This window comes from Streptococcus sp. C300, assembly GCF_000187645.1.
GTDB lineage: Bacteria > Bacillota > Bacilli > Lactobacillales > Streptococcaceae > Streptococcus > Streptococcus oralis_CQ.
In genome coordinates this window covers 542,932-567,366 of sequence record NZ_GL732466.1, presented here as the reverse complement: position 1 = coordinate 567,366, position 24,435 = coordinate 542,932, and the positions used below count along the sequence as shown (strand labels likewise).

At 44.8% G+C, this 24,435-nt stretch carries 25 protein-coding genes and 1 pseudogene; 24 read left to right on the top strand and 2 right to left on the bottom strand.

Annotation, left to right across the window (positions count from 1 at the left end; genetic code table 11):
• From gtfA to HMPREF0849_RS10525, 5 genes and pseudogenes are all read left to right on the top strand, one after another.
• Positions 1-1,521, top strand: a complete 1,521-nt coding sequence (gene gtfA / locus HMPREF0849_RS02755; protein ID WP_000158437.1) for an accessory Sec system glycosyltransferase GtfA — start codon at positions 1-3, stop codon at positions 1,519-1,521.
• On the top strand, positions 1,505-2,851 hold the full coding sequence (gene gtfB / locus HMPREF0849_RS02750; RefSeq protein ID WP_000615320.1) for an accessory Sec system glycosylation chaperone GtfB: 1,347 nt from the start codon (positions 1,505-1,507) through the stop codon (positions 2,849-2,851). Before gtfA ends, gtfB begins: the two co-directional genes overlap by 17 nt.
• A complete protein-coding gene (gene asp4 / locus HMPREF0849_RS02745) occupies positions 2,844-3,023 on the top strand; it encodes an accessory Sec system protein Asp4 (protein WP_000161924.1) in 180 nt (59 codons plus the stop codon). Before gtfB ends, asp4 begins: the two co-directional genes overlap by 8 nt.
• A gap of 5 nt (positions 3,024-3,028) precedes the next feature.
• Complete coding sequence (gene asp5 / locus HMPREF0849_RS02740) at positions 3,029-3,250, top strand: accessory Sec system protein Asp5 (protein WP_000453435.1); 222 nt, start codon at positions 3,029-3,031, stop codon at positions 3,248-3,250.
• A 70-nt stretch (positions 3,251-3,320) separates the two neighbouring features.
• Positions 3,321-3,404: pseudogene (locus HMPREF0849_RS10525) on the top strand (TIGR01741 family protein); the annotation flags it as partial.
• A 258-nt stretch (positions 3,405-3,662) separates the two neighbouring features.
• On the opposite strand, the gene HMPREF0849_RS02735 reads toward HMPREF0849_RS10525, so the two are convergent.
• Positions 3,663-4,616 carry an aromatic acid exporter family protein gene (locus tag HMPREF0849_RS02735; protein WP_000060059.1) on the bottom strand — a complete coding sequence of 318 codons (954 nt, stop codon included), beginning with the start codon at positions 4,614-4,616 and terminating at the stop codon, positions 3,663-3,665.
• 49 nt (positions 4,617-4,665) lie between these two features.
• The gene (sstT, locus tag HMPREF0849_RS02730) at positions 4,666-5,877 is read right to left on the bottom strand and encodes a serine/threonine transporter SstT (RefSeq protein ID WP_000821327.1); all 1,212 of its coding nucleotides are present in this window, start codon (positions 5,875-5,877) and stop codon (positions 4,666-4,668) included.
• Between the two features lie 149 nt (positions 5,878-6,026).
• Here sstT and HMPREF0849_RS02725 point away from each other — a divergent pair, with 149 nt between their 5' ends.
• From HMPREF0849_RS02725 to HMPREF0849_RS02635, 19 genes are all read left to right on the top strand, one after another.
• Positions 6,027-6,587, top strand: coding sequence for a mechanosensitive ion channel family protein (locus HMPREF0849_RS02725; RefSeq protein ID WP_001150569.1), 561 nt, complete (start codon positions 6,027-6,029; stop codon positions 6,585-6,587).
• Between the two features lie 57 nt (positions 6,588-6,644).
• Positions 6,645-7,553 carry a magnesium transporter CorA family protein gene (locus HMPREF0849_RS02720; RefSeq protein ID WP_000899715.1) on the top strand — a complete coding sequence of 303 codons (909 nt, stop codon included), beginning with the start codon at positions 6,645-6,647 and terminating at the stop codon, positions 7,551-7,553.
• A gap of 17 nt (positions 7,554-7,570) precedes the next feature.
• Positions 7,571-8,098, top strand: coding sequence for a YqeG family HAD IIIA-type phosphatase (locus HMPREF0849_RS02715; protein ID WP_000963744.1), 528 nt, complete (start codon positions 7,571-7,573; stop codon positions 8,096-8,098).
• A 2-nt stretch (positions 8,099-8,100) separates the two neighbouring features.
• Positions 8,101-9,207: a ribosome biogenesis GTPase YqeH gene (yqeH, locus tag HMPREF0849_RS02710; RefSeq protein WP_000391231.1), complete on the top strand. Its 1,107-nt coding sequence runs from the start codon at positions 8,101-8,103 to the stop codon at positions 9,205-9,207.
• A 213-nt stretch (positions 9,208-9,420) separates the two neighbouring features.
• Positions 9,421-9,732 (top strand): ribosome assembly RNA-binding protein YhbY, encoded by a 312-nt coding sequence (gene yhbY / locus HMPREF0849_RS02705; protein WP_000060169.1) that lies wholly within the window; start codon positions 9,421-9,423, stop codon positions 9,730-9,732.
• Positions 9,733-9,783: 51 nt separating this feature from the next.
• Positions 9,784-10,413, top strand: coding sequence for a nicotinate-nucleotide adenylyltransferase (locus HMPREF0849_RS02700; RefSeq protein ID WP_000963696.1), 630 nt, complete (start codon positions 9,784-9,786; stop codon positions 10,411-10,413).
• Positions 10,413-11,006: a bis(5'-nucleosyl)-tetraphosphatase (symmetrical) YqeK gene (yqeK, locus tag HMPREF0849_RS02695; RefSeq protein WP_000331218.1), complete on the top strand. Its 594-nt coding sequence runs from the start codon at positions 10,413-10,415 to the stop codon at positions 11,004-11,006. The genes HMPREF0849_RS02700 and yqeK overlap by 1 nt, the downstream gene beginning before the upstream one ends.
• The gene (gene rsfS / locus HMPREF0849_RS02690; RefSeq protein ID WP_001003033.1) at positions 11,007-11,360 is read left to right on the top strand and encodes a ribosome silencing factor; all 354 of its coding nucleotides are present in this window, start codon (positions 11,007-11,009) and stop codon (positions 11,358-11,360) included.
• Between the two features lie 205 nt (positions 11,361-11,565).
• A complete protein-coding gene (locus tag HMPREF0849_RS02685; protein WP_009013544.1) occupies positions 11,566-12,306 on the top strand; it encodes a class I SAM-dependent DNA methyltransferase in 741 nt (246 codons plus the stop codon).
• A 9-nt stretch (positions 12,307-12,315) separates the two neighbouring features.
• Positions 12,316-13,413: a nucleotidyltransferase gene (locus HMPREF0849_RS02680; RefSeq protein ID WP_000156384.1), complete on the top strand. Its 1,098-nt coding sequence runs from the start codon at positions 12,316-12,318 to the stop codon at positions 13,411-13,413.
• Between the two features lie 204 nt (positions 13,414-13,617).
• Complete coding sequence (locus HMPREF0849_RS02675) at positions 13,618-15,231, top strand: ribonuclease Y (RefSeq protein ID WP_000404963.1); 1,614 nt, start codon at positions 13,618-13,620, stop codon at positions 15,229-15,231.
• Between the two features lie 134 nt (positions 15,232-15,365).
• Positions 15,366-15,992: a guanylate kinase gene (gene gmk, locus HMPREF0849_RS02670; protein WP_000775041.1), complete on the top strand. Its 627-nt coding sequence runs from the start codon at positions 15,366-15,368 to the stop codon at positions 15,990-15,992.
• Positions 15,993-16,016: 24 nt separating this feature from the next.
• Complete coding sequence (rpoZ, locus tag HMPREF0849_RS02665) at positions 16,017-16,331, top strand: DNA-directed RNA polymerase subunit omega (protein WP_002874282.1); 315 nt, start codon at positions 16,017-16,019, stop codon at positions 16,329-16,331.
• A gap of 65 nt (positions 16,332-16,396) precedes the next feature.
• Positions 16,397-18,793 carry a primosomal protein N' gene (locus HMPREF0849_RS02660; RefSeq protein ID WP_000233891.1) on the top strand — a complete coding sequence of 799 codons (2,397 nt, stop codon included), beginning with the start codon at positions 16,397-16,399 and terminating at the stop codon, positions 18,791-18,793.
• A 12-nt stretch (positions 18,794-18,805) separates the two neighbouring features.
• Complete coding sequence (gene fmt / locus HMPREF0849_RS02655) at positions 18,806-19,741, top strand: methionyl-tRNA formyltransferase (protein WP_000163664.1); 936 nt, start codon at positions 18,806-18,808, stop codon at positions 19,739-19,741.
• The gene (gene rsmB / locus HMPREF0849_RS02650) at positions 19,734-21,047 is read left to right on the top strand and encodes a 16S rRNA (cytosine(967)-C(5))-methyltransferase RsmB (protein ID WP_009013543.1); all 1,314 of its coding nucleotides are present in this window, start codon (positions 19,734-19,736) and stop codon (positions 21,045-21,047) included. Before fmt ends, rsmB begins: the two co-directional genes overlap by 8 nt.
• Positions 21,048-21,062: 15 nt before the next feature.
• The gene (locus HMPREF0849_RS02645) at positions 21,063-21,803 is read left to right on the top strand and encodes a Stp1/IreP family PP2C-type Ser/Thr phosphatase (protein WP_000401534.1); all 741 of its coding nucleotides are present in this window, start codon (positions 21,063-21,065) and stop codon (positions 21,801-21,803) included.
• On the top strand, positions 21,800-23,701 hold the full coding sequence (gene pknB, locus HMPREF0849_RS02640) for a Stk1 family PASTA domain-containing Ser/Thr kinase (RefSeq protein WP_000614508.1): 1,902 nt from the start codon (positions 21,800-21,802) through the stop codon (positions 23,699-23,701). The genes HMPREF0849_RS02645 and pknB overlap by 4 nt, the downstream gene beginning before the upstream one ends.
• Positions 23,702-23,787: 86 nt before the next feature.
• Positions 23,788-24,435 (top strand): threonine/serine exporter family protein (locus HMPREF0849_RS02635; RefSeq protein WP_009013542.1); only part of this gene is annotated, 648 nt, incomplete at its 3' end.

Here is a 24,435-nt window from a genome sequence, read left to right as displayed (position 1 = left end):
ATGACAATTTACAATATAAATCTAGGAATCGGTTGGGCGAGCAGTGGTGTCGAATATGCCCAGGCCTACCGAGCAGGGATTTTTAGAAGTTTAGACCTAGCATCTAAGTTTATCTTTACCGACTTGATTTTAGCAGACAATATCCAGCACTTAACGGCCAATATCGGCTTTGCGGATGATCAGGTAATCTGGCTTTACAATCATTTTACAGATATCAAGCTAGCACCGACCAGTGTTACAGTTGACGAGGTCTTAGCCTCTTTTGGTGGCCTTGAGAGTCATAGGGAGCAGGATGGCAAGGTCTTGCGCGTCTACTTTTCAGATGAGGATAAGTTTGTGACCTGCTACTTGGTAGACTCGGCTAAGAATCTAGTACAGCATGCAGAGTATGTATTTGGGGGAAACTTGATTCGCAAGGATTATTTCTCCTACAAACGCTACTGTACAGAATATTTCGCGCCTAAAGACCAAGTGGCTAGACTCTATCAACGAAGCTTTTTCAATGAAGACGGCAGCACCGCTTACGATATCTTGCTGACTGAAGGTCAGGAAGAGGTCTATCGATTTAAGGACCGGATTCTGTACGGAAAGCCAGCCCTTATGCGCTATTTTATGCAACATTTGAACTTGAGCAAGTCTGATTTGGTCATCTTGGATAGGGAAACAGGGATTGGTCAGGCTGTTTTTGAAGAAGCACAAAAGGCCCATCTAGCAGTTGTCGTTCACGCAGAGCACTATAGTGAAAATGCTAGTAACGAAGCCTATCTCCTTTGGAATAATTATTATGAGTATCAGTTTACAAATGCGGACAAGGTCGATTGTTTTATCGTGTCTACGGATCGGCAGAAGGAAGTTCTCGAAGGTCAATTTGCCCAGTACAGTCAGCATCGTCCACGAATCGTCACGATTCCAGTTGGGAGCATTGATCAGCTGACGGAGCCTGCTAGGGAACGCAAGCCCTTTTCTCTCATTACCGCTTCGCGTCTGGCCAAGGAAAAACACATCGACTGGCTCGTCAAGGCGGTTATCCAGGCGCATCAAATCCTTCCAGAGCTTACCTTTGACATTTATGGCAGTGGGGGTGAAGAGTCCCTTTTAAGGGAAATCATCACGGCTCACCAAGCGGAGAACTATATCCAGCTCAAGGGGCATGCAGACCTAGCTCAGATCTATCCCCAGTACGAGGTCTATCTGACAGCCTCAACCAGTGAAGGCTTTGGTCTGACCTTGATGGAGGCTGTTGGTTCAGGCTTGCCCCTGATTGGTTTTGATGTACCTTATGGAAACCAGACCTTTATACAGGACGGTCAAAATGGCTACTTGATCCCAAGTTCGGATGACCATGTAGAAACGGCGATTAAAAGATCCTTTGCAGAAAAGATCTGCCAGCTCTATCAGGAAAATCATTTGCCAGCTATGCGAACAGCATCTTATGAGCTAGCTAGAGGATTTTTAACAGACAAAGTAAGGGACAAGTGGAAGAAAACGATAGAGGAGGTCCTGCATGATTCAACTATTTGATCGATATGGTCAGGAAAGTCGAGATTTACATGAAAGTCTAGAAGCTGCTGGCCTGTCCCATGTCACGGTTGTGATCGAGCCAGATGGCTTTCTCCCAGATAGGATTCTTTCTCCCTTTACCTACTATCTAGGTTACGATTCGGGAAAAGCTCTTTATTTCAATCAAGTAGTCGTACCTGAATTTTGGGAGATTGCGGGAAATAATCAGTCGGCCCATATCTTAGAGGATTCTCGGGAGAGGGGCGTGATTCACTATGTGGATGCTCCTCAGGCCCGTTTGGTCAAGCAAGTCGACTGGAAGGATCTATCCGGCCGCATCTACCAAGCAGACCACTATAACCGATACGGAGCCTGCTTTGCCAAGACCACCTATAGTGCAGATGGACAGGCTATCCTGACCAAGTACCAGGATGCAAAGGGACAGGAAATTGTCCTAGAAAATCATGTGACAGGCGATATCCTCCTAACCTTGCCCGGACAAGGTCTACGCCATTTTAAAAATCGAGTAGAGTTCACGATCTTCTTTTTGCAAGATTTGGGAATCGACATTCGCCACCTTCTCTTTAACACTCTCGCTACCTCTTTTTTGGTCTCATACCATTATCCAGACAAGAGCGGACAGGACATCTTGGTTTGGCAAGAACCGCTAGATGATTGTCTTCCTGGTAATATGCAGTTACTACTGGAGCAAGAGGACTTGAGAGCCAAGCAGATCCTCATACCAGACAAGGCTACCTATGAAAAGGCCTTGGCCTTGACCAATCCAGCCTATCATGACAAGTTTATCCACCTAGGTTATCATTATCAGTTCAAAAGAGAAAACTTCGTCCGAGCAGATGCCTTGATTGTTACCAACTCAGATCAGGTCGAGCATATCGAAACCTTGATTGAGTCCTTGCCAATGGTGACCTTCCGAATCGCGGCAGTGACTGAAATGTCGTCCAAGTTGCTAACCTTGCTTTCCTATCCCAATGTCGTTCTCTATCAAAACGCTAGTCCGCAAAAGATTCGAGAACTCTACCAGCTGTCGGATCTCTATCTAGACATCAATTACGGAAACGAGCTTTTGGATGCTGTCCGTCAAGCCTTCGAGCACAATATGCTCATCCTAGCCTTTGACCAGACAGCTCATAACAGACCTTACACAGCTCCAGAACACCTCTTTAATTTGCAGACTGTTGGAGACATGATTGCGAAGATTCAAGAAGCTCTCAGCAGTCTTGACAAGATGGGCCAAGCCCTTGGACATCAAGGTCGCCATACTAACTATGTGGACTTGGCTACTTACCAAGAGAGGATGGGAAGGATAATAGGGGAAGGACATGACTAAAAAAGATTTATTTTACAAGGATGTCGAAGGACGCATGGAAGAGTTAAAGCAAGGAGCGCTTAAGAAAGAAAAGCCTAGCCGAGGAGAAAAGATCAGTAAAACCTTCTCCATTTTACTCGGCATGCTCATCCTTCTTACCCTGATCTTTACATTATTAGGAATCTTGAGGTGAAATTGATGGAAGTTTTGATGATTATAGGAATAATCCTAGCCGTCGCCTTGATTGTCCTGGTTTTCATCCAACCTCGCCAAAGCCAACTCTTTTCCATGGATGCGACCAGCAATATCGGAAAACCAGGATACTGGCAGAACAACCGATTGGTAAAAATTGTAACCCTCTTGCTCAGTATAGCACTGTTTGTATTGCTCCTTATTTTTATGATAGTGACCTATCAGTAAGGATGCAGTTCCATTCGCAGATGAGGAATACTAAACACGAAAAAAAGATCCAAGCAAATCGGAGGATAAAATGGAAGAACTAATGAATGAAAAAATTATCGAAATCGTGCATCAAGCCAACGATATGATTCCAGTAGAGTGGGATGACTTGTATCCCTTCTACCAAGCAGGCTACATTCCTTGCGGATATGCGGGTGGACAATATAAAGTCTTCTAGCTTGGATTGTTATAAAAGTAAATCTAACTGTTGAAAGAGTCTGTGAAATTTTAAATACGGCTAGTCGTGATAGGGATTCAGGTTCTACAGAAGATATCCCTGTTTTGATGATTCCAAGGGCAATGGTTAAATAAACTTTCCTTCCAAATGCAAAACAAAAGAACCTCAGAGGAATTCTCTGAGGTTCTTTGCGTTCTAGTTTCCATATTTTTGGTAAAAATCGACCTTGACTTGGATAAAGGTTTCGGCTTCGCGTAGTAGCTGCAGGAGGGTAGCACGGGTTTCAAACTCCTCACGTGTTTTCGGGAGACTCCGATTGCGGAAGACTTGCAGATAGCGTTCGATGTCATCAAGTAGGTCATGAGCAGGATTGGTCTGGCTTAGCTGGGCAGCAATCTTAGAAAAGAGCTGGGCCAAGATCAAACTCTCACTTGCCGCCAAGTGGCATGTGTTGATCTGCTGGGCCATATTTCGCAGGATACGACTTTGTCGCTGCCTCATCTCAAAGTAGTGGATATGGTAGTCCGTCTGGTGAAAGAGGTGGTCCGAGTGATCCAAATAGACCAGCTTGAGGGCTTCCTCAAGAAGGCTATCTAATTCGTCAACGAGTTGGGCTTGATTGCGTCCGTCTCCTCTTGACAGATAGTATTTAAAGCGAAGCAGGATGTCTTTTAACTTTTCTTCGACCTGAAGGTGGTAACTTTGGATGGCTTTCTCACGAGAGGGCATATAAAGGTTGACCAATAGGGCAAAGCTTGTCCCGATGAGGAAGAGGAGCACTTCATTGAGCAAGAGTTCTGGGGAAGTAGACTCCTGTACCAAGAGATGACCGACCAAGACACTGCTAGGGGTGATGCCGATTTCCCAGCCCATTTTATAGGCTAGAGGCACATAGAGAGCCAGATAGAGGCCCAGGCTCCAGATGTGAAAGCCTGTCAGCTGAAAGGCTAGAACACCCATAGCGAGCGCAAGGAGCATGGAAAAGAGGCGATTACGTGCTAATTTCAGCGTGCTTCTGCGCGTGTCGGAGAGGCTTAAGAGGGCGATAATTCCAGCTGAAATTGCTGATGATAAATCTAAAAAATAAGCGAGTAAACAAGCGAGACAGGTCGCTAAGATCAGTTTTGTCGTACGTTGAGTGAGGGACATGAAAATTTCCTAAACTAATAGAATCAAGTATTTAACGAGGAATCAGAGACTAGGGACGAAGTTTTCGGTTTGTAGCATACTCGGCAACTGCTGTAAAGAGGACATCTGTTGAAGAGTTCAGGGCTGTCTCGCAGGAGTCTTGCACAACCCCAATAACAAAACCGACTCCGACAACCTGCATAGCCAAGTCGTTGGAAATCCCAAAGAGGCTACAAGCGACAGGAATGAGGAGAAGGGATCCCCCAGCGATTCCAGAGGCCCCGCAGGCAGAAATGGCAGCCACGACACTGAGCACAAATGCTGTCCCAAAGTCTACCGAGATTCCGAGTGTATTGACGGCAGCTAGGGTCAGGACATTTATGGTAACAGCAGCGCCAGCCATGTTGATGGTTGAACCAAGCGGGATGGAGACAGAGTAGGTGTCAGGATTCAGTCCCAGGTCTTGACAGAGTTTCATATTGACAGGTATATTGGCGGCAGAGCTACGAGTGAAAAAGGCTGTAATACCACTGACACGTAGACATTTCAAAACAAGGGGATAGGGATTTTTCCTCATAAAGAGAAAGGCGATGAGCGGGTTGATGATGAGAGCAACAAAGGCCATGGTAGCAATCAAGAGTCCTAGGAGGACACCGTAGTTAGCCAGACTGGCAATGCCCTTGTCTGAGATGGTCTTAAACACCAAACCTAAAATCCCAAAGGGAGCTAGGTTGATAATCCATTCCACGATTTTAGAGGTGACATCTGCCATGGTTCTCAGTAATTCTTTACTGTGTTTACTTGCCTCTCTCATAGCCAAGCCAAAGATGACTGCCCAAGAGAGAATCCCGATATAGTTGGCTTCAACAATGGCATTTAAGGGATTGTCCACCAGTTTGAGCAAGAGGTTGCTGAGGACTTGACCGATACCGTCAGGAGCAGCAACTTCTGTATTTGCACTGGTCAAGGTGATTTGCACAGGCAGTAAGAAACTAGCTAGAACGGCCACCAATGCAGCAGCAAAGGTTCCGAGCAAGTATAGGAAAATAACAGTCTTCATATTGGTGTTTTGTCCCTTTTGGTGTTGGGAAAGGGCATTGGCAACAAGGGCAAAAACCAAAATAGGAGCGATGGCTTTCAGTCCGCCTACAAAGAGATCTCCAAGCAGGCCAATTCCTGTAAGGTTTGGAAAGAGCATCCCTAATGTAGCTCCCAAAATCATTCCAATAAGGATTCGTTTGATGAGGCTTGCCTTGGTCCAGGCTCTAATGATTCGTTTCATAGCAGTCTCCTTCAAATGTATTGTTTATAATTATAGTATAAATATGCTATAGAGGCAAGTGATGTTTTGAAAATAGGAACGATAATTGAATAATTATGAAAGAAAAGAGAAGGGCGATTTTATGGTATAATAGGGAAAAGGAGTTTTATATGCAAGATTTTTTTCAACGCTATTTTGATAAACTTGATTTAACAACCATATTAGAGAATCTCTTGACCAAGGTGATTTCTCTTTTGATTTTGTTTTTACTATTTTATATAGCTAAAAAGATGCTTCATGCAACTGTACGAAAGATTGTCAAGCCCTCGCTTAAATTTTCCAATCGAGATGCAGGAAGACAAAAGACTATCTCCCGTTTGCTGGAGAATGTCTTTAACTACATTCTTTATTTCTTTCTGCTCTACTGTATCCTGTCTATTTTAGGTTTGCCAGTTTCTAGCCTCCTTGCCGGTGCGGGGATTGCTGGGGTGGCCATTGGTATGGGGGCGCAAGGCTTTCTATCCGATGTCATTAATGGCTTCTTCATCCTTTTTGAACGCCAGCTTGATGTGGGTGATGAAGTCGTTCTCACAAATGGACCGATTACCGTTTCTGGAAAGGTCGTTAGCGTAGGAATCCGTACAACGCAACTGCGAGGTGACGATCAAGCCCTTCACTTTGTTCCCAATCGCAATATCACCGTCGTCAGCAATCTATCTCGTACTGAATAGGCCGGCTATTTTAGCAGATTTATGGTACAATAGAAGGAGTTTGGTAAAGGAGAGAGTATGCTATTTGTAGAGAAAAAATTAGGTCACGATTGTACATGGATAGACCTTGATGTGGACAAGATTAAAAACATGGAAGACCTTTCGGATGTCTATGGATTGGACAAAGAAACTATCGAGTATGCTCTGGATAGAAATGAGCGTGCCCACATGGACTATCACCGTGAAACGGGAACGGTCACCTTCATTTATAATGTTCTTGATTTAGAAAAAGACAAAGAATATTATGAAGCGATTCCGATGACCTTTATCGTTGAAAAACAACGGCTGATCACAATTAGCAATCACAAGAATAGTTATGTGATTAAACGTATGGCAACCTATCTTGAAAGCCATGAAGTTGTTTCAATCTACAAATTTCTTTTTGCCAGTTTAGAGATTATAAGCAATGCTTATTATCCAGTTATTGAAGAGATGGATAAAAGTAAGGATGAAATCAGTGCACTTCTTCGTCAAAAAACAACTAAAAAGAATCTTTTTGCCCTCTCTGACTTGGAAACTGGTATGGTTTACCTGACAGCTGCTGCCAAACAAAATCGTCTCCTCTTGGAACACATCCAAGGGCATGCTCTTTATCGCAATTTTAATGAGGTAGAAAGAGAGCAGTTTGACGATGCCATGATTGAAGCGCACCAGTTGGTTTCGATGACAGACTTGATTTCTCAAGTTTTGCAACAACTCTCAGCCTCTTACAACAACATCCTAAATAATAATCTAAATGATAATTTGACAACTTTGACAATTATCTCAGTCTTGCTAGCTATCCTTGCGGTTATTACAGGATTCTTCGGAATGAATGTTCCCTTACCGTTTGCAGATGAACCAAATGCTTGGATTTATATTTTGATAGCTAGTCTCATTTTATGGGTAGTCTTAGCCCAATATTTAAAGAATATTGCTAGAAATTAAAAAGAAAAGGAGCCAGAATGGCGATTGAAAATTATATGCCAGATTTTGCTGTGGAAGCAGTTTATGATCTGACAGTCCCAAGCCTGCAGGCGCAGGGGATCAAGGCTGTTTTGGTCGATTTGGACAATACCCTCATTGCTTGGAACAACCCTGATGGGACGCCAGAGATGAAACAGTGGCTACATGACCTTCGGGATGCAGGTATTCGCATCATCGTGGTCTCAAATAATACTAAAAAACGGGTCCAACGCGCAGTTGAGAAATTTGGAATTGATTACGTTTATTGGGCCTTGAAACCCTTCACATTTGGGATTGATCGTGCCATGAAGGAATTTCACTATGAGAAAAATGAAGTGGTCATGGTTGGTGACCAGCTCATGACGGATATACGCGCAGCGCATCGTGCGGGTATTCGCTCGATCTTAGTCAAGCCCTTGGTCCAACACGACTCCATCAAAACGCAGATTAACCGAGCTCGCGAGCGCCGTGTCATGCGCAAAATCACTGAAAAGTACGGACCGATTACATATAAAAAAGGAATTTAATTATGGAAGAAATTCTCTGTATTGGTTGTGGAGCAACCATTCAGACGACAGACAAGACTGGTCTTGGATTTACCCCCCAGTCGGCACTCGAAAAAGGTTTGGAGACAGGCGAAGTCTATTGCCAACGCTGTTTCCGTCTCCGCCATTACAATGAAATCACAGATGTCCAGTTGACGGACGATGATTTCCTCAAACTCTTGCACGAGGTGGGAGACAGTGATGCCTTGGTGGTCAATGTTATTGATATCTTTGACTTTAATGGCTCTGTCATCCCAGGCTTGCCACGTTTTGTATCGGGTAATGATGTCCTCTTGGTTGGAAATAAGAAAGATATCCTGCCCAAGTCAGTTAAACCAGGCAAGATTAGCCAGTGGCTTATGGAACGTGCCCACGAAGAAGGTCTTCGCCCTGTGGATGTTGTCCTGACTTCGGCTCAGAATAAGCATGCTATTAAGGAAGTCATTGACAAGATTGAATACTACCGTAAGGGCCGCGATGTCTACGTAGTTGGGGTAACCAACGTTGGAAAGTCAACCCTTATCAACGCCATTATCCAAGAAATCACAGGTGACCAAAATGTCATCACGACTTCGCGTTTTCCGGGGACAACCTTGGACAAGATTGAGATTCCGCTTGACGACGGAGCTTATATCTACGATACACCAGGGATTATCCACCGTCACCAGATGGCCCACTACTTGACGGCTAAAAACCTCAAGTATGTTAGTCCTAAAAAGGAAATCAAGCCCAAAACCTATCAGCTCAATCCTGAACAAACCCTGTTTCTAGGTGGTCTCGGACGCTTTGACTTTATTGCAGGAGAAAAGCAAGGTTTTACAGCCTTCTTTGACAATGAACTAAAACTCCACCGTACCAAGCTCGAAGGAGCGTGTGCCTTTTACGACAAGCACCTTGGAACCCTCCTCACGCCACCAAATAGTAAAGAAAAAGAAGATTTTCCAAAACTGGTTGAGCATGTATTTGCCATCAAGGACAAGACTGACCTGGTCATCTCAGGCCTAGGATGGATCCGCGTAACAGGCACCGCCAAAGTCGCCGTCTGGGCACCAGAAGGCGTCGCCGTCGTCACACGAAAAGCAATCATTTAAACACAGAAAGGAAAGGGTTGTCTTTATAAAGGCGAGCAGGGCGAGCCTATAGAGAATACTTTTCGCTGTGGTGTCAGTTGGTACAAGTGATTGTACCAACTGCGGAAAATTTGAGACCTTAGGCTCAAATTTTAGTCATGAAAGTCCAAAGGACTTTGCTGACGTCCGTCACCACTTCAGAAAAGTATAAAAAGAAACTCTTTTAAACAAATCATGTCATTAACATCAAAACAACGTGCCTTCCTCAACAGCCAGGCACATACCCTCAAACCTATCATTCAAATTGGAAAAAATGGTCTTAACGACCAAATCAAAACTAGCGTCCGTCAGGCTCTCGACGCCCGCGAATTGATCAAGGTTACTCTCTTGCAAAACACAGATGAAAACATCCACGAAGTAGCTGAAATCTTGGAAGAAGAAATTGGTGTGGATACAGTCCAAAAAATCGGACGCATCTTGATTTTGTTTAAACAATCTAGCAAGAAAGAAAATCGCAAGATTTCTAAAAAAGTCAAAGAAATCTAAACACCTACTCCAAACAACTGTTTTTACAGAGAATTAAAGGAAGACGAGCCTATGGCAATCGAATTATTGACTCCCTTTACCAAGGTAGAGTTGGAGCCAGAAATCAAGGAGAAAAAACGCAAACAAGTCGGGATTTTAGGGGGGAATTTTAACCCCGTTCACCATGCCCATCTTGTTGTGGCGGACCAAGTGCGACAACAGTTGGGACTGGACCAGGTTCTGCTCATGCCAGAATATCAGCCACCTCATGTAGACAAAAAAGAAACCATCCCTGAACACCACCGTCTCAAGATGCTTGAATTGGCGATTGAGGGGATTGAAGGCTTAGCCATTGAAACAATCGAGTTAGAGCGCAAGGGCATTTCCTACACCTACGACACCATGAAGATTTTGACCGAGCAACATCCAGACACGGATTATTACTTCATTATCGGGGCTGATATGGTGGACTATCTGCCGAAGTGGTACCGAATTGATGAGTTGGTCGACATGGTTCAGTTTGTTGGAGTTCAGCGCCCACGCTACAAGGCAGGGACTTCCTATCCAGTTATCTGGGTGGATGTGCCTCTCATGGACATCTCTTCTAGCATGGTACGTGACTTCCTTGCCCAAGGTCGGAAACCTAACTTTCTCCTACCTCAGCCAGTGCTAGACTACATCGAGAAGGAGGGACTCTACTGATGGCCTATCAAGACTATATCAACTGCTCCCGTGAGGCTTTGTTGGAAAAAATGGCAGAGCTTCTGCCTGAAAAACGTTTGACCCATTGTCTGGGTGTAGAGCGTGCAGCCATAGAACTAGCTGAGAGATTTGGAGTCGATGCCGAGAAAGCAGGACTAGCAGGTCTTCTCCACGACTATGCTAAAAAGTTGTCAGATCAGGAATTTCTTGACTTGATTGACCGTTATCAGCTAGACCCTGACCTCAAAAACTGGGGCAATAATGTTTGGCATGGCATGGTTGGAATTTACAAGATTCAGGAAGATTTGGATTTGTATGATCTAGAAATCCTACGAGCTATTGAAATCCATACAGTCGGAGCTGGTCAGATGACAGACCTTGATAAGGTTATCTACGTTGCAGACTATATCGAGCATAACCGCGCCTTTCCAGGCGTGGATGTGGCACGTGAAATTGCAAGTTTGTCACTTAATAAGGCAGTGGCCTACGAAACGGCACGAACTGTGGAGCATTTAGCTCATCAGGGATTCCCCATCTATCCCCAAACCCTGGAAACCTATAACGTCTTTGTGCACTATTTGAAAGAGGACTAAATGAACGAAAAAGAATTACTAGAACTAGTCGTGAAAGCGGCTGATGAAAAACGTGCGGAGGATATCCTTGCACTTGATGTACAGAATTTGACCAGCGTGACGGACTACTTTGTCATCACTAGCTCAATGAATAGCCGTCAGTTGGACGCTATCGCTGACAATATCCGTGAAAAAGTAGCTGAAGCTGGCTTTAAAGGTAGCCATGTCGAAGGAGATGCAGCTGGAGGCTGGGTCTTGCTGGACCTTGGTGGCGTCGTTGTGCATATCTTCTCAGAAGAAATGCGTGCCCACTATAACCTAGAAAAACTATGGCATGAGGCAGAGTCAGTAGACATTTCAGAAGCCTTAGCATAGGAAATGAACTCAGTTGTAGTCAACTGGGTTTTATTTGCTTAGTTTAGAAAAATGGATAGAAAGGTGAGGGCGTCGTGTTTAGTTCATCTCGAAACTGAACACGAGCTAAAAACTGCGAGAAAAAGAGTAACTTCCTTTGTATCTGACGATACAGCAGAAAGTTTTCTATTTTCTCCTTGCTTTTAACGCTCTTTGTATCTTAATTATGGCAACTTATGAAACCTTTGCGGCTGTTTACGATGCTGTGATGGATGATAGTTTATATGATAAATGGACGGATTTTTCTCTGCGTCATTTGCCTAAGACCAAGGAGAGAAAGAAGCTTTTGGAATTGGCTTGTGGAACAGGTATCCAGTCTGTGCGCTTTTCTCAAGCAGGCTTTGATGTGACGGGGCTTGACTTGAGCGCAGATATGCTGAAGATTGCGGAGAAAAGAGCTACTTCAGCCAAGCAAAAGATTGATTTTATTGAAGGCAATATGCTGGATTTATCTAAGGCAGGTCAATACGACTTTGTTACGTGTTACTCGGACTCTATCTGCTATATGCAGGATGAGGTCGAGGTAGGAGACGTCTTTAAGGAAGTGTATAGTGCCCTCAATGAAGATGGAGTTTTCATCTTTGATGTGCATTCGACCTACCAGACAGACGAAGTATTCCCTGGCTATTCCTACCATGAAAATGCGGAAGATTTCGCTATGCTTTGGGACACCTATGAGGACGAAGCTCCTCACTCCATCGTGCATGAGTTGACTTTCTTTGTCAAGGAGGCTGACGGTTCCTTTAGTCGTCACGATGAAGTACATGAGGAGCGAACCTATGAGGTCTTGACCTATGATATTTTGCTGGAACAGGCTGGTTTCAAGTCTTTCAAACTCTATGCGGACTTTGAGGACAAGGAGCCGACAGAAACCAGCACCCGTTGGTTTTTTGTCGCGCAGAAGTAGGAGAACATCATGACCATCACAGGTATTATCGCGGAGTTCAATCCTTTCCATAATGGGCACAAATACTTGCTTGAGCAGGCGAAGGGACTGAAAATCATTGCCATGTCTGGGAATTTCATGCAGAGAGGGGAGCCTGCTATCGTGGACAAGTGGACACGGGCTCAGATGGCGCTGGAAAATGGAGCGGATCTGGTAGTGGAATTGCCCTTTTTAGTTAGTGTTCAGGCGGCAGATTTCTTTGGCCAAGGAGCTGTGGATATCTTGGCTCGCTTAGGCATTGATACCCTAGCTTTCGGGACAGAGGAAGTTCTGGATTATCAAAAGATATCTGACTTATACACAGAGCAAGGTACTGAGATGGAGAAATTTGTGGAAAATCTGCCTGATTCCCTTTCCTATCCTCAGAAAACCCAAGCCATGTGGAAGGAATTTGCAGGTCTTGATTTTTCAGGCAATACACCCAATCATGTTCTAGCTTTGGCCTATGCCAAGGCGGTTGCGGGACGTAGAATCAAACTCCATCCGATTCAGCGTCAGGGGGCTGGTTATCATTCTGTGGATAAGGATGTTGACTTTGCCTCGGCAACAGCTCTCCGTCAGCATCAATCAGACCAAGATTTCTTAGAACGCTTTATGCCTTCTGTTGCTCTCTTTGAGCAGGCCAGTAAGGTGAGTTGGGATGACTATTTTCCCTTGCTCCGCTATCAAATCTTGTCAAATCCAGACCTAACAACGATCTATCAGGTCAATCAAGAAATGGCGGTGCGCATCAAGGAAGCTATCAAAACAGCCCAGTTTCTGGATGAATTGATTGAGGTAGTTGCGACCAAGCGTTATACCAAGGCGCGTGTCAGACGCCTCTTGACCTATATTTTGGTACAGGCCAGAGAAAGCGACTTGCCAGAAGGTATCCGTGTTCTTGGTTTTACCGAAAAAGGCAGACAACACCTCAAGTCTCTGAAAGAACAGGTCCATCTAGTCAGCCGAATTGGTAAAGAACCCTGGGATGCTATGACTCAAAAGGCAGACCAGATTTACCAACTAGGACAGCCAAGTATTGCAGAGCAGAATTTTGGAAGAGTGCCGATTAGAATAGAATCAAACTAAGTCTACTGAAAGGTAGGCTTTTTTTATTGTATGTTTTAATGAAAATGTCATTTTTAAGAGCTAGAAAGTTTGTTTGGTGATTTCAGAACTTTCTTCTAAAATTCACACAAAACTCTTCAATTTGGGTTTGTGAAAATCGGTTTTTTATGATAGAATATTAAGGAATGTATGTCATTCAATAAACAAATTTAATGAGGTAAAAACATGGAAATCATGACACTTGCGATTGCTGTTTTTGCCGTCATCATTGGTTTAGTCATTGGATATGTCAGCATCTCAGCTAAGATGAAATCATCTCAAGAAGCTGCAGAGTTGATGCTTCTAAATGCTGAACAAGAAGCAACTAATTTACGAGGACAAGCTGAGCGCGAAGCGGATTTATTACTAAATGAAGCTAAGAGTGAAAGCAAGTCTCTTAAAAAAGAAGCACTATTGGAGGCCAAAGAGGAAGCCAGAAAATACCGTGAAGAAGTGGACGCTGAATTTAAGTCAGAACGTCAGGAACTCAAGCAAATTGAAAGTCGTTTGACGGAACGTGCAACGAGTCTTGACCGCAAAGACGACAATTTGACGAACAAAGAAAAAACACTTGAACAAAAAGAACAAAGTATTTCTGATAGAGCAAAAAACCTTGATGCACGTGAAGAGCAATTAGAGGAAGTCGAAAGACAAAAAGAAGCTGAACTTGAACGTATCAGCTCCCTTTCCCAAACTGAGGCTCGAGATATTATCTTGGCTCAAACAGAGGAAAACTTGACCAAGGAAATTGCTAGCCGCATTCGTGAGGCTGAGCAAGAAGTGAAGGAACGTTCAGACAAGATTGCGAAAGATATCTTGGTTCAGGCTATGCAGCGTATCGCTGGTGAGTATGTAGCGGAGTCAACAAACTCTACAGTTCATCTACCAGACGATACCATGAAGGGACGCATTATCGGTCGTGAAGGTCGAAACATTCGTACCTTTGAAAGTTTGACAGGGGTCGATGTGATTATCGACGATACACCGGAAGTGGTAACCTTGTCAGGATTTGATCCGATTCGTCGTGAAATTGCTCGTATGACCATGGAAATGTTGCTCAAGGATGGCCGTATCCACCCAGCTCGTATCGAGGAGTTGGTGGAGAAAAACCGTCAGGAGATTGACAATAAAATCCGTGAATATGGGGAGGCTGCTGCCTATGAGATTGGTGCGCCGAACCTCCATCCAGACTTGATGAAAATCATGGGACGCTTGCAGTTCCGTACTTCTTATGGACAAAATGTCTTGCGTCATTCGATTGAGGTTGCTAAGTTATCTGGTATCATCGCCAGTGAACTTGGTGAAAATGCAGCTCTTGCCCGTCGTGCTGGATTCCTTCACGACATCGGGAAAGCTATTGACCGCGAGGTTGAAGGTAGCCACGTTGAGATTGGTACGGAATTGGCTCGTAAGTACAAGGAACACCCAGTTGTGGTCAATACCATTGCTAGCCATCACGGGGATGTCGAAGCCGAAAGTGTCATTGCAGTAATCGTTGCTGCAGCAGATGCCTTGAGTGCAGCGCGTCCAGGTGCTCGTAGTGAGTCTCTTGAAAGCTATATCAAGCGTCTCCATGATTTGGAAGAAATCGCCAATGGCTTTGAAGGAGTGCAAAATAGCTTTGCCCTTCAAGCAGGACGTGAAATCCGTATCATGGTAAATCCAGGACAAATCAAAGACGACAAAGTCACAATCTTGGCTCACAAAGTTCGTGAGAAAATTGAAAATAATCTCGATTACCCAGGAAATATCAAGGTAACCGTGATCCGCGAACTTCGTGCAGTAGATTATGCTAAATAAATAAGAAAGAGCAGTTGAAATATTACTGCTTTTTTGTTACACTAGATAGAAAGACTGTAGAAGGATAACTGACGCAATCATCAGTATCCGAGAGAAATTTCACTTTATTTCACAGACTAACTAAAGGAGACATAATGGCAGACCGAGGCTTGCTAATCGTTTTTTCTGGTCCTTCAGGAGTTGGGAAAGGAACGGTTAGAAGAGAGATTTTTGAGAGTTCTGAGAATCAATTTCAATACTCTGTATCGATGACGACACGTGCGCAACGTCCTGGTGAAGTGGACGGGGTGGACTATTTCTTCCGTACTCGTGAAGAGTTTGAAGAGTTGATTCGCCAAGGTCAGATGTTGGAATATGCAGAATATGTTGGTAACTACTATGGAACTCCTCTAACCTATGTCAATGAAACTTTGGACAAGGGAATCGATGTCTTTCTTGAGATTGAAGTGCAAGGAGCTCTTCAGGTTAAGAAAAAGGTTCCAGATGCTGTCTTTATCTTTCTAACACCACCAGATTTGGATGAATTGCAAGATCGTTTGGTAGGTCGTGGAACAGATAGCGCTGAAGTGATTGCCCAACGAATTGAAAAAGCCAAGGAAGAAATTGCCCTCATGCGTGAGTATGATTATGCCATTGTCAACGATCAGGTGCCCCTCGCTGCTGAACGTGTCAAGCGTGTGATCGAAGCAGAACACTTCCGTGTGGACCGTGTCATTGGTCATTACCAGGAGATGTTGCCAAAATCTCCAACTACTCGATAAACTATAGGAAACAGGTACAAGCAAATGATGTTAAAACCCTCTATCGATACCTTGCTAGACAAGGTGCCATCAAAATATTCACTCGTAATCTTGGAAGCAAAGCGTGCCCACGAACTAGAAGCCGGTGCGCCAGCAACTCAAGAGTTTAAGTCTGAAAAATCAACTCTTCGCGCTTTGGAAGAAATCGAGTCAGGAAATGTAACCATTCACCCAGATCCAGAAGGAAAACGTGAAGCGGTTCGTCTCCGTATCGAAGAAGAAAAACGCCGCAAAGAAGAAGAAGAAAAGAAAATCAAAGAGCAAATCGCTAAAGAAAAAGAAGATGGTGAAAAAATTTAAGGTTGGGGGGACTCAATCTTATTTTTTCTATTGCAAGAATGTACTGACAAGAAGGAGGTGAGAAGATGGTTATTGCAAAGATTATCGTGGATGTTCCCCTGATGCAGACAGACCAGCCATACAGCTACAAGGTCCCTGAGGAATTTGTAGAGATGCTGGAAGCCGGTATGCGGGTCCATGTTCCTTTTGGCAAGGGCAATCGCTTGATCCAAGGAATTGTTCTGGGCCTGGAGTCCCAGTCAGATGAAGAGATGGAAGGTCAGGACTTGAAAGAGATTGCGGAGGTGCTGGATTTTTCTCCCGTCTTGACCCAGGAGCAACTCTGGCTGGCTGAGGAGCTACGCAAGTCCGTCTTTTCTTACAAAATCTCCATTCTAAAAGCCATGCTTCCAGGATTTTTAAACTCCAGTTATGATAAGATTCTCTATCCTCTGGAAGGTCTGAGACAGTCAGACCGAGAGCGTCTGTTTGGTTCAGAAGATGCGCTAGTCTTTTCTTCTCTAGACCTTGCCAAACAGGCAGAAATGATGCGCTTGACCAGGAAAGGGCTACTCCGCTTAGAATACCAGGCAGTCGATCAAAAGAAAGTCAAGACCCAGTCTTGGTATGAGGTTGATGCTACTCAGCTAGAGCAGATTGAGATTTCTGCGCGTGCTAAGAAAAAGGCAGAGCTGAGAGACTATTTGCTGTCTCATCCTGAGAGTGCTCCTCTGGCTAGTTTGTTAGAGTCCTACTCACGCGAGCAAGTCAACTTCTTTGTGGAGCAAGGAGCTGTGTCCATAGTCCAAAAGGAAGTGCAACGCTCAGCTACTTATTTTGAAGGCATTGAAGCGAGCCAACCTTTGGAGTTGAATCCAGAACAAAGAAAGGCGTGTGATGCCGTTGTCAGTGCTATTGGCAGTCAACTGCCTCCTTTCCTCCTTCAAGGGATTACAGGAAGTGGGAAAACGGAGGTTTACTTGCAGATTATCCAAGGGGCCTTGGACAAGGGGAAAACGGCTATTTTGCTGGTACCTGAGATTTCTCTGACGCCACAAATGACGGAGCGTTTTATTGCTCGTTTCGGCGAGAAAGTAGCCATTCTCCACTCAGGCCTGTCCAATGGTGAAAAGTACGACGAATGGCGCAAGGTTGAGCGTGGCGATGCCCAAGTTGTTGTTGGCGCTCGATCAGCTATCTTTGCTCCTCTGAAAAATCTGGGTGTCATGATTATCGATGAAGAACATGAAGCTAGCTACAAACAAGACAGCAATCCCCGTTATCATGCTAGAGAGGTCGCCATTCTAAGGGCCCAGTATAATCAAGCAGCCCTGGTCCTTGGTTCGGCAACACCGAGCTTAGAGAGTCGTGCGCGGGCTGGCAAAGGTGTCTATCAACACTTACGCCTGACCCAAAGGGCCAATCCTTTAGCCACTATTCCTGAGGTTCAAGTGATTGACTTTCGGGACTATATCGGACAGAATGAGACATCAAACTTTACGCCTCCTTTGCTAGAAGCCATCCAAGACCGCTTGGATAAAAAAGAGCAGGTAGTCCTCATGCTCAACCGTCGGGGTTATTCTAGCTTTGTTATGTGTCGGGAGTGTGGAACGGTAGATAGCTGTCCCAACTGTGACATTTCTCTGACTCTCCATATGGATACCAAGACCATGAACTGCCATTACTGTGGCTTTTCGAAGGGAATTCCTCATGTCTGTCCCAACTGTCAAAGCCGCAGTATTCGCTACTACGGTACAGGGACTCAGAAAGCATATGATGAACTAGCAGAACTCTTTCCTCAGGCTCGCATTTTACGGATGGATGTGGATACGACTCGTAAGAAAGGCAGTCACCAAGCTCTTCTTGACCAGTTTGGCCGAGGGGAAGCAGATATCTTGCTGGGAACTCAGATGATTGCTAAGGGCTTGGATTTTCCCAATGTGACCCTAGTCGGAGTGCTCAATGCGGATACAGCCCTGAACTTGCCTGATTTCCGTTCTTCTGAGAGAACCTTCCAACTCTTAACTCAGGTGGCTGGTCGTGCTGGTCGTGCGGAAAAAGCTGGGCAGGTCTTGATCCAGTCATACAATCCTGAGCACTATGCCATTCGTTTTGCCAAGGAACAGGACTATGAAGGTTTTTACGCCTATGAAATGAGTATTAGGCGTCAACTCGGCTACCCACCTTATTATTTCACCATTGGGATTACCCTCTCTCACAAGAAAGAAGAAGAGGTTGTCAAACGTGCCTATGAAGTTATGGGGATTTTGCGCTCAGGTTTATCGGAAACTAGTAAAATCCTTGGACCAACGCCAAAACCCATCGCCCGTACCCACAACCTTTATCATTACCAGATTTTGATTAAATACCGTTTAGAAGATGAGCTGGGACAGACTCTCAATCGGGTTTTGGCCTTGACTCAAGAACGGGAAAATAGTGAGCTTCGTCTCAGCATTGACCATGAACCGCAACAATTTTTATAAGAAGGAGAAGAAATGACGAAACTAATCTTTATGGGGACACCCGACTTTTCAGCAACAGTTTTGAAGGGGTTGTTATCAGATGATCGTTACGAGATTCTAGCTGTTGTAACCCAGCCAGACCGCGCTGTCGGTCGTAAAAAAGTAATCCAAGAAACCCCAGTCAAGCAGGCTGCCAAAGAAGCAAATCTTCCTATCTACCAACCTGAAAAATTATCTGGAAGTCCAGAGATGGAAGCCATTATGAAGCTAGGAGCGGATGGAATTGTGACTGCTGCTTTTGGGCAGTTTCTCCCAAGTAAACTCCTTGATAGCATGGACTTTGCGGTCAACGTTCACGCTTCCCTTCTTCCCAAACACCGTGGTGGTGCACCTATTCATTATGCCTTGATTCAAGGGGATAAGGAAGCTGGTGTGACCATTATGGAGATGGTTAAGGAAATGGATGCAGGGGATATGATTTCCCGTCGCAGTATTCCTATCACTGATGAGGATAATGTTGGAACCTTGTTTGAAAAATTAGCGCTTGTTGGTCGTGACTTGCTTTTGGACACTTTGCCTGGCTATATTGCCGGGGAGATCAAACCTGTGCCTCAAGATCCTAGTCAAGTCACTTTCTCGCCAAATATTAAGCCAGAAGAAGAGAAACTCGATTGGACTAAAACCAATCGTCAACTCTTCAACCAAATCAGAGGGATGAATCCATGGCCTGTTACCCACACTTTTCTCAAGGGAGACCGCTTCAAGATCTATGAAGCTCTGCCAGTAGAAGGTCAGGGAGCTCCAGGTGAGATCCTCTCAATCGGCAAGAAAGAATTAATCGTTGCAGCGGCTGAAGGAGCTCTGTCTCTTAAGCAAGTCCAGCCAGCTGGAAAGCCTAAGATGGACATTTCTTCCTTCCTCAACGGTGTTGGACGCACATTGACAGTAGGAGAACGATTTGGTGACTAAAGTAGAAACGGCTAGAAGTCTAGCTCTAGCAGTGCTAGAGGATGTTCTAGTCAACCAAGCATATTCGAATATTGCTTTAAACAAACACCTCAAGGGGAGTCAACTCTCAGTAGCAGATAAGGGTTTGGTGACAGAGATTGTCTACGGAACGGTAGCCCGCAAACTCACCTTAGAATGGTACCTGTCCCACTTTATCCAAGACCGGGATAAGCTAGATAACTGGCTCTATATTCTGCTCCTCCTGAGCGCTTACCAACTTCGGTATCTGGATAAGATTCCTAATCACGCTGTTGTTAATGAAGCGGTAGAGCTAGCCAAAGCCCGTAAAAAAGGGAGTGAAAAATTGGTCAACGCCGTCCTTCGTCGTATCTTGCGAGAAGGCTGGCCAGACATTGACAGTATCAAACGCAAAAACAAGCGTGATTCCATTGCTTATTCTCTCCCAGTTTGGCTAGTATCTAAACTTAAGGAAGAATACGGTGAAGAGCGAGCACAAGCCATCTTTAAAAGTCTCTTGGTGCGCAACAAAGCCAGCATCCGGGTGACCAACTTGAGCCGAAAAGAGGAAATCAAAGCTTTGTTAGAGGCGACTGATTCCCCTTTGGCGGCCACTGGTCTGGTCAAGGAGCAAGGCCACTTTGCAGGCCATGATTTGTTTGCGGATGGAGCCATTACCATCCAAGACGAATCCAGTCAATTGGTTGCTCCGACTCTTGATTTACAAGGTGATGAACAGGTCCTGGATGCCTGTGCCGCTCCGGGCGGGAAAACAGCTCATATGGCTTCTTACCTCACATCCGGTAAGGTGACGGCTTTGGACCTTTACGATCATAAGTTGGACTTGATCCAAGAAAATGCGGAGCGTTTAGGTGTGGCAGATCGGGTGCAAACGCAAAAATTGGACGCCAGAAAAGTGCATGAGTTTTTTGAAAAAGACTCTTTTGATAAGATTTTAGTAGATGCCCCTTGTTCTGGAATCGGCCTCTTGCGCCGCAAACCAGATATCAAATACAATAAAGAAACGGCAGATTTCACGTCCCTACAGGAAATTCAGCTGGAAATATTAGGTAGTGTTTGTCAAACACTACGAAAAGGTGGTATAATAACGTATAGTACCTGTACTATTGTCTCTGAGGAGAACTTTCAAGTCGTTGAGGCGTTTTTAGAAAGTCACCCAGAGTTCGAACAGGTTAAACTAGAACACGAATGTAAAGATATCCTGAAAGATGGCTGTATCCTGATTACTCCAGAATTGTATGGAAGTGATGGATTCTTCATTAGCCAATTTCGTAAGATATCAGATTAGGAAGGAACTGACACAATGGAAATAGCATTATTAACAGATGTTGGTCAGAAACGAACAAATAACCAAGACTATGTCAATCACTTTGTCAACCGAGCAGGACGCACTATGATCCTCTTGGCTGACGGGATGGGAGGGCACCGTGCAGGAAATATCGCTAGTGAAATGGCGGTAACAGACCTAGGCGTGGCTTGGGTGGATACCCAAATCGACTCAGTCAATGAAGTTCGTGAGTGGTTTGCCCACTACCTAGAGATTGAAAATCAAAAAATTCATCAACTAGGTCAGGACGAAGACTACAAAGGTATGGGAACTACGCTAGAAGCTATGGCTATTATTGACAACCAAGCTATCTATGCTCACATTGGAGATTCTCGTATCGGTTTGATTCGTGGAGAAGAGTACCACCAGTTGACCAGTGACCATTCCTTGGTCAATGAATTGCTCAAGGCTGGCCAGTTGACTCCAGAAGAAGCTGAAGCGCATCCCCAAAAAAATATCATCACTCAGTCCATCGGACAAAAAGATGAGATTCAACCAGATTTTGGAATGATTACACTTGAGTCAGGGGATTATCTCCTGCTCAACAGTGACGGCCTAACCAATATGATTTCGGCCAGCGAGATTTATGATATCGTAACCAGCGATATTTCCTTAGCAGACAAGGCGGCAACCCTCATTCGTTTCGCTAACAATGCAGGAGGTTTAGACAACATTACGGTTGCCCTTGTTTACATGAACGAGGAGGAAGCAGAATGATCCAAATCGGCAAGATTTTTGCCGGGCGGTATCGGATTATCAAACAGATTGGTCGAGGGGGCATGGCAGATGTTTACCTGGCCAAGGATTTGATCCTAGACGGGGAAGAAGTGGCGGTCAAGGTCCTGAGGACCAACTACCAGACAGACCCGATTGCTGTAGCACGTTTCCAGCGTGAAGCGAGGGCTATGGCAGATCTGGACCATCCTCATATCGTTCGGATAACAGATATTGGTGAGGAAGAAGGTCAACAGTACCTAGCTATGGAATACGTAGCAGGCCTTGACCTCAAGCGTTATATCAAAGAACACTACCCTCTTTCAAATGAAGAAGCAGTTCGAATTATGGGACAAATCCTCTTGGCCATGCGCTTAGCCCATACTAGAGGCATTGTCCACCGTGATTTGAAACCACAAAATATCCTACTAACCCCTGATGGCACAGCTAAGGTCACTGACTTTGGGATTGCAGTAGCCTTTGCGGAGACCAGTCTGACTCAGACAAACTCGATGCTAGGCTCCGTTCATTATTTGTCACCTGAGCAAGCGCGTGGTTCTAAAGCGACTTTCCAGAGCGATATCTATGCGATGGGGATTATCTTCTATGAGATGCTGACGGGACATATCCCTTATGATGGGGATAGTGCAGTTACGATTGCTCTCCAGCATTTCCAGAAGCCACTTCCGTCCGTCATTGCTGAAAATCCATCTGTCCCTCAGGCTCTTGAGAATGTTGTTATAAAGGCAACTGCCAAAAAGTTGACGGATCGCTATCAGTCCGTTTCGGAAATGTATGTGGACTTGTCAACTAGCTTGTCTTACAATCGTCGCAATGAACCGAAACTGGTCTTTGATGATGCCAGCAAGGCAGATACCAAGACCTTGCCTAAAGTTCCACAAAGTACACTGACGTCTATTCCTAAAGCGCCTGCGCAGGAAGAGCGTCCTCAGCCAAAGAAAGCAACTCAACCAGTCGCTGAGCCAGCACCTGCACCAAAGCCAGCCAAGAAACGGAAGTTTAAGGCTCGCTATATGATTCTTTTGGCCAGTCTTCTATTGGTTGCAGCCTCTTTGGTCTGGATTTTGTCAAGGACACCAGCAACGATTCCTATTCCTGACGTAGCTGGACAAACCGTTGCAGAGGCTAAGGAAACTCTTAAAAAATCCAAGTTTGAAGCTGGTGAAGAAAAGTCAGAGGCCAGCGATACAGTAGCAGAAGGACGTGTTATTCGAACGGATCCAGAAGCTGGTAGCGGCCGAAAAGAAGGGACCAAGGTCAATTTGGTTGTTTCTTCTGGAAAGCAATCCTTCCAATTGAGCAATTACGTCGGACGCAAGTATACAGAAGTTGTAGCTGAACTCAAGGAGAAGAAGGTTCCTGAAAATCTAATCAAGATGGAAGAGGAAGAATCCAGCGAAAGCGAACCAGGAACTATCCTCAGACAAACCCCTGCTTCAGGTTCGACTTATGACCTCTCAAAAGCCACTACGATTACCTTAACAGTGGCTAAGAAGGTGACTAGTGTCAGCATGCCGAACTACATCGGTTCAAGTCTCGAGTTTACAAAGAATAACTTGACTCAGATTGTCGGAGTAAAAGAGGCTAATATCGAGGTTATTGAAGTATCGACTGCTCCTGAAGGAACAGCAGAGGGTACAGTTGTAGATCAAACACCAAAAGCTGGTGAAAAGGTTGACCTTGCTAGCACGCGTATCAAGATTTCGATTTACAAACCGAAAACACCACCGTCAACTTCATCCTCTAACTCTGCTCAACGAGGGAACCAGGGTTCTACAACAACACCAAATCAAGGGAACCAGCAAGGAAATCAACAAGGAAATAATCCTCCAACGAATCAACCAAATAATGAAGGAAACCGCGAAAGTTCTCGAGATTAAACGAATCTTTGTCATGAAATCATGACAAAGATTTTTTTTAACAAGATTTTGTGATAAAATATAGGGAGTAGAAAAAGGAGGAGAAAATGGACGAATCGAGAGAGTTGAATGCCGTCATTGATGTGATTATGCTAGCAGGAACCATTCTCCTGAAAAGTGGCTCAGAGATTCATCGGGTCGAGGATACGATGATCCGTATTGCCCATTCGCAGGGAATATTGGATTGCAATGTTCTTGCCATGCCCGCAGCTATTTTCTTTTCTATTGAAAACACCAATATTTCTCGGATGAAACGGGTGACCTCATCCTCTTATAACATTGAAAAAGTTTGCGATGTCAATCAAGTATCACGGGAGCTTGTCGGTGGCCAGATTGATCTCTCGACAGCCTTTAAAAAGCTGAAAGAAATCGGCGATCAAGCACTTCCTTATACAAAGTTCCAAGTGACTGTAGCAGCGACCCTCAGTGCCCCTTTCTTCTCGATTATGTTTGGGGGCAATGTTTATGACGCTTTTGGCGCAGCTATTGCGACCTTATTTGGATTTGCCTTCTCTCTCTACGTAGAGAAGTTTGTCCGCATTCCTTTTGTAACGGCCTTTGCGGGTGCCTTTGTTTTCGGATTGATCGCCCAGTTCTGGGCACGTTATACAGGATTTCCTTCGACGGCAGACCTGATTATAGCAGGAGCGGTTATGCCCTTTGTTCCAGGGATTGCTCTGACAAATGCGGTACGG

What these genes read in the sequence shown, in the direction of transcription:
- HMPREF0849_RS02720 (WP_000899715.1), top strand. Translation starts at nt 6,645, where the DNA reads ATGCTATTTGTAGAGAAAAAATTAGGTCACGATTGTACATGGATAGAC.
- pknB (WP_000614508.1), top strand. Translation starts at nt 21,800, where the DNA reads ATGATCCAAATCGGCAAGATTTTTGCCGGGCGGTATCGGATTATCAAA.
- yhbY (WP_000060169.1), top strand. Translation starts at nt 9,421, where the DNA reads ATGTCATTAACATCAAAACAACGTGCCTTCCTCAACAGCCAGGCACAT.
- HMPREF0849_RS02715 (WP_000963744.1), top strand. Translation starts at nt 7,571, where the DNA reads ATGGCGATTGAAAATTATATGCCAGATTTTGCTGTGGAAGCAGTTTAT.
- sstT (WP_000821327.1), bottom strand. Translation starts at nt 5,877, where the DNA reads ATGAAACGAATCATTAGAGCCTGGACCAAGGCAAGCCTCATCAAACGA.
- fmt (WP_000163664.1), top strand. Translation starts at nt 18,806, where the DNA reads ATGACGAAACTAATCTTTATGGGGACACCCGACTTTTCAGCAACAGTT.
- yqeH (WP_000391231.1), top strand. Translation starts at nt 8,101, where the DNA reads ATGGAAGAAATTCTCTGTATTGGTTGTGGAGCAACCATTCAGACGACA.
- yqeK (WP_000331218.1), top strand. Translation starts at nt 10,413, where the DNA reads ATGGCCTATCAAGACTATATCAACTGCTCCCGTGAGGCTTTGTTGGAA.
- asp5 (WP_000453435.1), top strand. Translation starts at nt 3,029, where the DNA reads ATGGAAGTTTTGATGATTATAGGAATAATCCTAGCCGTCGCCTTGATT.
- HMPREF0849_RS02725 (WP_001150569.1), top strand. Translation starts at nt 6,027, where the DNA reads ATGCAAGATTTTTTTCAACGCTATTTTGATAAACTTGATTTAACAACC.
- gtfB (WP_000615320.1), top strand. Translation starts at nt 1,505, where the DNA reads ATGATTCAACTATTTGATCGATATGGTCAGGAAAGTCGAGATTTACAT.
- HMPREF0849_RS02660 (WP_000233891.1), top strand. Translation starts at nt 16,397, where the DNA reads ATGGTTATTGCAAAGATTATCGTGGATGTTCCCCTGATGCAGACAGAC.
- HMPREF0849_RS02645 (WP_000401534.1), top strand. Translation starts at nt 21,063, where the DNA reads ATGGAAATAGCATTATTAACAGATGTTGGTCAGAAACGAACAAATAAC.
- gtfA (WP_000158437.1), top strand. Translation starts at nt 1, where the DNA reads ATGACAATTTACAATATAAATCTAGGAATCGGTTGGGCGAGCAGTGGT.
- HMPREF0849_RS02680 (WP_000156384.1), top strand. Translation starts at nt 12,316, where the DNA reads ATGACCATCACAGGTATTATCGCGGAGTTCAATCCTTTCCATAATGGG.
- HMPREF0849_RS02735 (WP_000060059.1), bottom strand. Translation starts at nt 4,616, where the DNA reads ATGTCCCTCACTCAACGTACGACAAAACTGATCTTAGCGACCTGTCTC.
- rsfS (WP_001003033.1), top strand. Translation starts at nt 11,007, where the DNA reads ATGAACGAAAAAGAATTACTAGAACTAGTCGTGAAAGCGGCTGATGAA.
- gmk (WP_000775041.1), top strand. Translation starts at nt 15,366, where the DNA reads ATGGCAGACCGAGGCTTGCTAATCGTTTTTTCTGGTCCTTCAGGAGTT.
- asp4 (WP_000161924.1), top strand. Translation starts at nt 2,844, where the DNA reads ATGACTAAAAAAGATTTATTTTACAAGGATGTCGAAGGACGCATGGAA.
- HMPREF0849_RS02700 (WP_000963696.1), top strand. Translation starts at nt 9,784, where the DNA reads ATGGCAATCGAATTATTGACTCCCTTTACCAAGGTAGAGTTGGAGCCA.
- rpoZ (WP_002874282.1), top strand. Translation starts at nt 16,017, where the DNA reads ATGATGTTAAAACCCTCTATCGATACCTTGCTAGACAAGGTGCCATCA.
- HMPREF0849_RS02675 (WP_000404963.1), top strand. Translation starts at nt 13,618, where the DNA reads ATGGAAATCATGACACTTGCGATTGCTGTTTTTGCCGTCATCATTGGT.
- HMPREF0849_RS02685 (WP_009013544.1), top strand. Translation starts at nt 11,566, where the DNA reads ATGGCAACTTATGAAACCTTTGCGGCTGTTTACGATGCTGTGATGGAT.